Source organism: Pseudomonas sp. GW821-FHT10C09, assembly GCF_059415465.1.
In genome coordinates this window covers 55,239-64,739 of the sequence record NZ_JBWKNG010000033.1, presented here as the reverse complement: position 1 = coordinate 64,739, position 9,501 = coordinate 55,239, and the positions used below count along the sequence as shown (strand labels likewise).

General features: G+C 60.1%; 3 protein-coding genes. All 3 read left to right on the top strand.

Translation table 11 applies throughout. The features are described from left to right. Positions 1-171 precede the first annotated feature (171 nt). The 3 genes from recC to recD are packed head-to-tail and all read left to right on the top strand — an operon-like array spanning position 172 to position 9,415. Positions 172-3,624, top strand: coding sequence for an exodeoxyribonuclease V subunit gamma (gene recC, locus AC07N8_RS26930; protein WP_483844100.1), 3,453 nt, complete (start codon positions 172-174; stop codon positions 3,622-3,624). Then, positions 3,621-7,310 carry an exodeoxyribonuclease V subunit beta gene (gene recB / locus AC07N8_RS26925; protein ID WP_493146683.1) on the top strand — a complete coding sequence of 1,230 codons (3,690 nt, stop codon included), beginning with the start codon at positions 3,621-3,623 and terminating at the stop codon, positions 7,308-7,310. Before recC ends, recB begins: the two co-directional genes overlap by 4 nt. Beyond that, positions 7,307-9,415, top strand: coding sequence for an exodeoxyribonuclease V subunit alpha (gene recD, locus AC07N8_RS26920; RefSeq protein ID WP_493146681.1), 2,109 nt, complete (start codon positions 7,307-7,309; stop codon positions 9,413-9,415). The genes recB and recD overlap by 4 nt, the downstream gene beginning before the upstream one ends. Positions 9,416-9,501: the final 86 nt, after the last annotated feature.

The window sequence follows — 9,501 nt, the reverse complement described above, 5'->3', positions numbered from 1 at the left end:
GTAGGTCATCGTCAAGATTAAATTCCGAAACCCCAATTGCGAAAGCAGTTGGGGTTTTGTTTTGCCCGCAGGAAAGTTCGTACAGCATTACCGGACAGCTCCCGGCTGTCACAGTCTCCCGACAATGCTAAGGTTCGGCCCTAGCGTTTGTATTTTCCCAAGGAAGCCTTTATGCCGGACGCCACGTCCCTCAACGCTGCTTTTATGGTGGTTCAAAGCAACAGTCTGAATGAACTGCGCAGCCTGGTGATCAGCGTAATGCGGCGTTATCCGCTGGCTCCCCTGGAAAATGAAATCGCCCTGGTGCAGAGCAATGGCATCGCGCAGTGGCTCAAGCTGGCCTTGGCCGAAGATCCAGAAGAGGATGACATGGGCGGCTGCGGTATTGCCGCCGCCATCGACGTGCAGTTACCCGGCAGCTTCATGTGGCAGCTTTATCGCATGGTCCTTGGACGGGATGAGATCCCGGTCAAATCGTTGCTCGATAAAGCCCCCCTGACTTGGCGTCTGATGCGCCTCCTCCCGCAACTGATCAACCAACCGCACTTTGAGCCTCTGCAGCGCTTCCTGACCCACGACACCGATTTGCGTAAGCGCTACCAGTTAGCTGAGCGACTCGCAGACTTGTTCGACCAATATCAGGTCTACCGTGCCGACTGGCTCGAAGACTGGGCAGATGGTCGTCACCAATTGCGCAACGGCAGAGGCGAAGCCAAGCCACTGGCCCCGGCCAACTGCTGGCAGGCCGAATTATGGCGAGCGCTGTTGCTCGATGTGGGTGAGGAAGGCATGGCGCAAAGCCGTGCAGGTGTTCATCAGCGGTTTATCGAACGCATCAACAGCCTCGACGTCGCCCCCAGCGGTTTACCTTCACGGGTGATCGTTTTCGGGATTTCTTCGCTGCCCGCTCAAGCCCTCGAAGCGCTCGCCGGACTGGCTCGTTTCAGTCAGGTTCTGCTGTGCGTGCATAACCCGTGTCGTTACCATTGGGCCGACATCGTCGCCGATAAAGACCTGTTGCGGCATCAATACAAGCGCCAGGCCCGCAAGAGTGGCATGCCCGTTGTGCTCGACCCGCAAACGCTCCACCAGCATGCTCATCCGCTACTGGCTGCCTGGGGTAAACAGGGTCGGGACTACATCAATCTTCTCGACAGCTATGACGATCCCAACAGCTATAGCTCGGCATTTCGTGACGGGCGCATCGACCTGTTCAGCGACAATCAGCCAAAGAACATGCTCAATCAATTGCAGGACGACATTCTCGAGTTACGCCCACTGAGCGAAACACGGGAATGCTGGCCCGCCGTCGATCTTGAGCAAGATGAGTCGATCCGTTTTCACATCGCCCATAGCGCCCAGCGTGAAGTAGAGATCCTGCATGATCAGCTCCTGGCACGCTTCAGTGCTGATCCGGACCTAAGGCCTCGCGACATCATTGTGATGGTTCCGGACATCGACAGTTACGCACCGCATATCCGCGCTGTATTCGGTCAACTTGAACGCCACGACCCTCGTTTCATTCCCTTCACGCTCGCGGATCAGGGCCAGCGTGGTCGCGATCCCCTGCTGATTGCGATCGAACACCTGCTCAAACTTCCCGACAGTCGATTTCCGGTCAGCGAGATTCTCGACCTGCTGGACGTTCCAGCATTACGTGCCCGCTTCGGCGTCGAGGAGCGTGACCTGCCAACGCTGCACCGCTGGATCGAAGGTGCGGGCATTCGTTGGGGCATGAATGCCGAGCAACGTGCGGGTCTGGGGCTGCCTGAGGCGCTGGAGCAAAACAGTTGGCGATTCGGCCTGCGCCGGATGCTGCTGGGTTATGCCGTGGGCAGTGCCATTGCGTGCGAAGGCATCGAGCCTTACGACGAAATTGGCGGTCTGGATGCCGCGCTCATCGGGCCTTTGGTGGCCCTGCTGGATGCGTTGGAGATTGCCCATCAGGAACTGACTCAACCGGCACCGCCCAAGCAATGGGGCGTGCGCTTGCAAGCATTGGTGCAGTTGTTCTTCCTGGCCAGCAATGAGCACGACGATTACTTGCTGGCCCAACTCGAAGAGTTGCGCGAAACCTGGCTCGACACCTGTGAATCCGTCGGTTTGCACGACGATTTGCCGCTGACCGTGGTTCGGGAAGCGTGGCTGGCCGGACTGGATCAGGGCCGCCTGTCCCAGCGCTTTCTAGCCGGTGCCGTTAACTTCTGCACCTTGATGCCGATGCGGGCGATTCCGTTCAAACGAGTCTGTCTACTGGGCATGAACGACGGCGACTATCCTCGCGCGCAACCGCCGCTGGATTTCGATCTGATGGGCAGCGACTATCGCCCCGGAGATCGCTCCCGCCGTGAAGATGACCGTTATCTCCTGTTGGAGGCGCTGCTGTCGGCACGTGATCAGCTCTACATCAGCTGGGTGGGCCGAAGCATCCGGGACAACAGCGAACGTCCGGCCTCGGTGTTGATTGGCCAATTGCGTGACCATCTCGCCAGCGGCTGGCGACTGCAGGATGAGGACAAGGACCTGCTGGAGGCCATGACTCAAGAGCACCCATTGCAGCCCTTCAGCGCTCGTTACTTCCATGAGGGTGACGCGCTGTTCAGCTACGCCAATGAATGGCAGGTACTTCATCAAATCACCCATCAGGTGGCTGAAGGCGAAGTACTTGCGCCTTACATACAAGAGGAGCCGCTGAGCCTCGGTCAATTGCAGGACTTCCTGCGCAATCCTGTGCGACATTTTTTCAGCCAGCGGCTCAAGGTGTTCTTCGAAGCGGCTGAAGTGCCCTTGGCCGATGAAGAACCCTTTGTCCTCGATGCGCTGCAACGCTACAGCCTTAGTGACAGTTTGCTTGCGGCGGCGTTGGGACAGATCGATCACGTCGATCAGGCACTGGAAGGCCAGGCCAAACGCTTGCAAAACAGTGGGCTGCTGCCCATGGCCGGATTCGGCGAATGCCTACAGCGTGAATTGATCGAACCGCTTCCGGATCTGCTGCAGCGTTATCAACAGCTCCTGGCGTTATGGCCGACACCGCTGGCCAGCGCTCTGCCAGTAAATCTTGAGTTGGGAGGACTGCGCCTCGAAGGTTGGCTCAGTGGTCTGCACCAGCGTGCAGACGGAGGCTTGCTGTCGGTCACCACCATTCCCAACAGCATTGGCTCGATCAAAAACCGCAAATGGCACCGATTGACGCGGCCTTGGGTCAATCACCTGGTGGCCTGCGCCAGTGGCATCCCGATGACCACCGCACTGGTGGCCAGCGACGATAGCCTGCTGCTGGAGCCGCTGGAGAAGGGCGCCGCGCTGAAAACACTGGGACATCTTCTGGAGGCCTGGCAGGCGGGCATGCGTCAACCCCTGCCGGTTGCAGTAAAAACCGCCTTCGCCTGGCTGGGCCAGACCGATCCGCTGAAAGCCGAAGCCGCTGCCCGCAAAGCCTATGAAGGCGATGGCCAGACCACTGACGGAGAGCGCCGCGAAAGCCCTGCGCTCACTCGACAGTTTGCTGACTTTGACGCGCTGCTCGCCGACGAAACGTTCCCCGACTGGTGCGACGCCTTGTACAAACCGATGCTTGAAGCCCCGTGGCGTTCACTGACCAGCGAGGAGGCGCGTTCATGACCACAAAAACACCTCTGGCACTGGCCTTCCCACTGCGCGGCAGCCAACTCATCGAAGCCAGCGCCGGGACCGGCAAGACTTTCACCATTTCCGCGCTCTATCTGCGCCTTGTCCTCGGTCACGGCAGTGACGAGAGTGGTTTCGGGCGTGAACTGTTGCCGCCGCAAATCCTCGTCGTGACCTTCACCGATGCCGCCACCAAAGAGCTGCGTGAACGTATCCGTACACGTCTGGCGGAGGCCGCGCGATTCTTCCGTGATGAGACCCCGGCACCGGATGGCCTCATTGCCGAACTGCGTGATCAGTACCTCCCCGAACAGTGGTCCGGTTGCGCAAACCGTCTGGACATCGCCGCGCAATGGATGGATGAGGCGGCCGTCTCGACCATCCATAGTTGGTGTCAACGCATGCTGCGCGAACATGCGTTCGACAGCGGCAGCCTGTTTACCCAGACCCTGGAAACCGATCACAGCGATTTGCTGGGCGAAGTCCTGCGTGATTACTGGCGGCTGTTCTGTTACCCGATGCAAGGCGATGCACTGAACTGGGTCCGCAGCAATTGGGGTGGACCGGCAGCGTTGTTGCCGCGTGTGCGCGGTCTGTTCGCCAGTGAACGCGACAGTGTTGAAGGAAAAGAGCCGGCCGAACTGATCAGCGAATGTTTGCAGGAACGACGAAGCGCGTTGCTCGAACTCAAGATGCCGTGGCGCCAATGGGCGGACGAGCTACTGGTGATCTGTCACCAGGGTGTTGCGAGCAAGAGCGTCGACGGTCGAAAGATGCAGGCACGCTACTTCGAGCCCTGGTTCGAAAAAATCAAAGCCTGGGCCGAAGATGAAGCGCTTGAGCAACTGGACATCGGCACCGGTTTCACTCGTCTGACACCGGATGGCATGGCCGAAGCCTGGAAGGGCGAAGTACCCCGGCATCCTGGATTGGACGCAATGCCGGGCCTCAAGGCCAGCCTCGACGGACTGCCAACTCCCGACGCCGCCGTTCTGCAACACGCCGCCCATTGGGTGGGAACGCGGTTCGAAGAAGAAAAGCGTCGCCGCGCCGAGATGGGCTTCGATGACATGCTGCTGCGTCTGGATGCCGCTTTGCAGTCCGAGGGCGGCGAGCGTCTGGCGACCTTGATCCGAGAGCAGTTCCCGGTCGCGTTGATCGACGAATTCCAGGACACCGATCCGGTGCAATACCGGATCTTCGAAAGCATCTATCGCATCGAAGACAACAATCCCGAGTGCGGCCTGTTCCTGATCGGTGACCCGAAGCAGGCGATCTACGCGTTCCGTGGTGCCGACATTTATACCTACCTGCGCGCCCGTCAGGCCACGACCGGTCGACTGCATACGCTGGGCACCAACTTCCGCTCCAGCCATGGCATGGTCAGTGCAGTTAACCATGTATTCGAGCGCGCCGAGTCTCGTGAGTCGGGACGCGGCGCGTTTCTGTTTCGAGAAAAGAATGGTGACAACCCGGTGCCGTTCCTACCGGTGGAGTCCCAAGGGCGTAAAGAGGTTCTGCACGTAGAGGGCCAAGTGGTCCCGTCCCTGAACATCTGGCATCTGTCCGCAGAACAACCGCTGTCCGGCGCGGTGTATCGGCAACAATTGGCCGCTGCCTGCGCCAGTGAAATCAGCGCATTGCTCAATGGTGGGCAACAAGGGCGGGCAGGTTTCATTGCGGACGGAAAGGATTTCAGAGGCCTGCTGCCAGCGGATATCGCGATCCTTGTCCGCGACGGCAAAGAGGCTCAAGCGGTGCGCGGCGAACTGTCGGCTCGAGGTGTGCGCAGCGTCTATCTGTCGGACAAGGACTCGGTGTTCGCTGCACAAGAAGCTCACGACGTGCTGACCTGGCTCAAGGCCTGCGCCGAGCCCGACGTCGAGCGACCATTGCGAGCGGCGTTGGCCTGCATCACGCTTAATCTGTCGCTGGCTGAACTGGAGCGATTGAATCAGGACGAACTCGCCTGGGAAGCACGGGTCATGCAATTCCGCGGCTATCGCGAGCTCTGGCGCAAGCAAGGTGTGCTGCCAATGCTGCGACGTTTGCTGCATGACTTCCAGCTCCCGCAGGCATTGATCGCGCGCAGCGATGGCGAACGAGTCCTGACTAACCTGCTGCACCTGTCCGAATTGCTGCAGCAGGCCGCGGCCGAACTCGATGGCGAGCAGGCGCTGATCCGTCACTTGTCCGAGCATCTGGCGTTGTCCGGCCAGGCTGGCGAAGAACAGATCCTGCGCCTGGAAAGCGATGAGCAACTGGTCAAGGTCGTGACCATTCACAAGTCCAAGGGCCTTGAATATCCCTTGGTGTTCCTGCCCTTCATCTGTTCGGCGAAACCGGTGGATGGCAGTCGTTTGCCGTTGCATTACCACGACGAAAACGGCAAGGCTCAGGTGAGTTTGAAGCCGACTGCCGAGTTGATTGCCCTGGCTGACGATGAGCGTCTGGCCGAGGACCTGCGCTTGCTGTATGTCGCCCTGACTCGTGCGCAACATGCGTGCTGGCTCGGTGTGACTGATCTCAAGCGCGGCAATAACAACAGTTCGGTGCTGCACTTGTCGGCGTTGGGTTACCTGTTGGGCGGTGGTTTGCCGTTGGCCGAGTCGGCAGGCCTGAAGCGCTGGCTGGAAGACTTGCAGCAGGACTGCCCGGCGCTGACTTACGCTGAAATGCCGCCAGCCACCGCCGAGCTTTACCATCCACCGCAAAACCAGGCGAGCTTGCTTGCGCTGCGCGTGCCGAAACGCAAGGCCAGTGAAAACTGGTGGATCGCCTCGTACAGCGCCTTGCGCATTGGCGACAGTATGAGCGTGGGCAGTGACGAAGCCCCGGAGAGCCCGCAAGCGCAAAAGCTCTTCGACGACGAACGCCTCGACCCGCAAGCGCCCCGAGAAGTGGCGGCCGGTGGCGGTGATATCCATCGATTCCCCCGAGGCCCCAACCCCGGTACTTTTCTTCATGGTTTGCTGGAATGGGCCGGCGACGAAGGTTTTACCGCCAACCCACAAGCGGTCGAAGACGCGATTGCCCGACGCTGTAACCGTCGTGGGTGGGAAGGCTGGATCACCACGCTGAGTGATTGGCTGCAGCATTTGCTCAAGTCCCCGCTGCACATCGGCGGAGGGCAGGCCCCGGTGATTTTCGAGCAACTGACCCAGTACCGCGTCGAGATGGAATTCTGGTTCGCCAGCCATAAAGTCGACGTGCTGAAACTGGATGAACTGGTGCGCCAGCACACCCACAACGGCGTTGCCCGAGTGGCCGCCGAACCGGTCTTGCTCAACGGCATGTTCAAGGGTTTTATCGACCTCACCTTCGAGCACGAGGGTCGCTATTACGTCGCCGACTACAAATCCAACTGGCTGGGCGTTGATGACGCGGCTTACACCGAACAGGCCATGGAACAGTCGATTCTCGATAACCGCTATGATCTGCAATACGTGCTGTACCTGTTGGCCTTGCATCGACAGCTCAAGGCGCGGCTGGTCGATTACGATTACGACCGGCATGTCGGCGGTGCGCTGTACCTGTTTCTGCGCGGTACGCGTGCTGCCAGCCAAGGCGTGTACTTCGCCCGTCCACCCAAAGAACTGATCGAGCGACTGGACCGAATGTTCCAGGGCAAGCCAGAACCCAAGGCCGAACCCGCGTGGGAACAGGGAGTACTGCTATGAGCCGCACTTTTGCCGATTTGCTGCCGACCCCCTTGGCGGCGGAAAGCCTGGCGGATCTCGAGCCATTGAACCGTGCCGATGACTTGCTGCTGTTGCTGACGCGCTGGGTTGAACGGGGCTGGTTGCGTGCGCTGGACAAGGCCTTCGTTGCCTTCCTCCACGAACTCGCGCCTGACGATGATCCGTTGGTGCTGCTCGCGGCCGCGTTGACCAGTCACCAACTGGGCCACGGCCATGTGTGTCTGGACCTGTTCGAGACCCTGAAAGAACCGGATTTCGCCCTGTCGCTGCCCCCTGAAGGTGATGTCCACAGTGGCGCGATGTTATTGCCGTCGCAATTGCTTGAAGCACTGGACGGTGCTCATTGGTGCAAAGTTTTGGCCTCGAGCAGTCTGGTGGCGCTGGCTGCGGACGGGCGAGAAACGGCACAATCACGGCCCTTGGTTTTATCCGGCAAACGCCTGTACCTGCGTCGCTACTGGGCTTACGAACGACGCATCGACGATGCCCTGCGCCTGCGCTTGGCAGAACACGAATCGACGCCGGATGATTTATCCCAACGCCTGACCGGGTTGTTCGGTCCCGCCAAGACCGGTGAAGTAATCGACTGGCAGAAACTCGCCTGTGCCCTGGCGACCCGCAGTGCCTTCAGCATCGTCACCGGCGGCCCGGGCACCGGCAAGACCACCACGGTCGTGCGCTTGCTGGCATTGCTCCAGGCGCCTGCAGTCGAAGCCGGCAAACCGCTGCGCATCCGACTGGCCGCACCCACCGGCAAAGCGGCGGCCCGGCTCACGGAGTCGATCAGCCAACAAGTCCGCACCCTGCAAGTCGCCGAATCAGTTCGCGGCCAAATCCCGTCGGACGTCACCACCGTTCACCGCTTGCTGGGCAGTCGGCCCGGTACGCGACACTTCCGTCATCACGCCGGCAATCGCTTGCCGCTGGATGTGCTGGTGGTGGACGAAGCGTCGATGATCGACCTGGAAATGATGGCCAATCTGCTGGATGCAATGCCGGCCCACGCGCGACTGGTGTTGTTGGGGGACAAGGATCAACTGGCCTCGGTGGAGGCTGGTGCCGTGCTGGGCGATCTGTGTCGGGATGCCGAGGCGGGTTGGTACAGCCCGCAGACTCGCCAGTGGCTGGAAGCGGTCAGTGGTGAAAACCTCGAGGACAGTGGTTTGCAGGCCGACACCCAAGGCACTCATCCGCTAGCCCAACAAGTGGTGATGCTGCGCCACTCGCGCCGGTTCGGCGAGGGCAGCGGCATTGGTCAACTGGCGCGTTGGGTCAATCAGCAACACCCCGAACACGCCCGCAAACTGTTGGCCGCACGAAGTCACGACGATGTGTTTTCCCTGCCGCTAAAAGGGGAGCAGGACCGAGCTCTGGAGCGATTGTTGCTTGAAGGGCATGGCGAAGGACCGCAAGGCTATCGCCACTATTTGAGTCTTCTGCGCAGTCAGCGGCCAGCGCTCGACAGCCCGCTCGACGATCCACGCTGGACCGAATGGGCGCGTCAGGTGTTGCAAGCCTTCGACGCTTTCCAATTGTTGTGCGCCGTGCGCAAGGGACCCTGGGGTGTTGAAGGTTTGAACCAGCGAGTGACCGCCGCTTTGCTCAAGGCCCGATTGATCGACAGCGATCAGCAGTGGTACGAAGGTCGACCGGTGTTGATGACCCGTAACGACTATGGCCTGGGGTTGATGAACGGTGACATCGGCATCGCCCTCAAACTGCCGGAGTGTGATGGACCCGATGCAGGCAAGCAGGTGCTGCGCGTGGCGTTTCCACGAAATGATGGTCAGGGCGGCGTGCGGTTCGTGCTGCCGAGCCGGCTCAATGATGTCGAGACTGTCTACGCCATGACCGTGCACAAATCCCAAGGCTCGGAATTTGCCCATACCGCGCTGATCCTGCCGGACGCCCTCAACCCTGTGCTCACCAAGGAACTGATCTACACCGGGATCACTCGGGCCAAGCATTGGTTCACCTTGATCGAGCCTCGCGCCGGTGTATTTGAAGAAGCCGTGCGGCGCAAGGTCAAGCGCTTGAGCGGGTTGATGCTGGAGCTGGAAGAAAGGGTTACACCGAGCGATTGAGGCGCGAGTTTCCGGCGCCAAAAAACCGTCCGAAGCGCCGTAGTACGCGGCCTCGCGGGTGTTTCATCGCTATGCTATCGTGGCGA

What these genes read in the sequence shown, in the direction of transcription:
- recD (WP_493146681.1), top strand. Translation starts at nt 7,307, where the DNA reads ATGAGCCGCACTTTTGCCGATTTGCTGCCGACCCCCTTGGCGGCGGAA.
- recC (WP_483844100.1), top strand. Translation starts at nt 172, where the DNA reads ATGCCGGACGCCACGTCCCTCAACGCTGCTTTTATGGTGGTTCAAAGC.
- recB (WP_493146683.1), top strand. Translation starts at nt 3,621, where the DNA reads ATGACCACAAAAACACCTCTGGCACTGGCCTTCCCACTGCGCGGCAGC.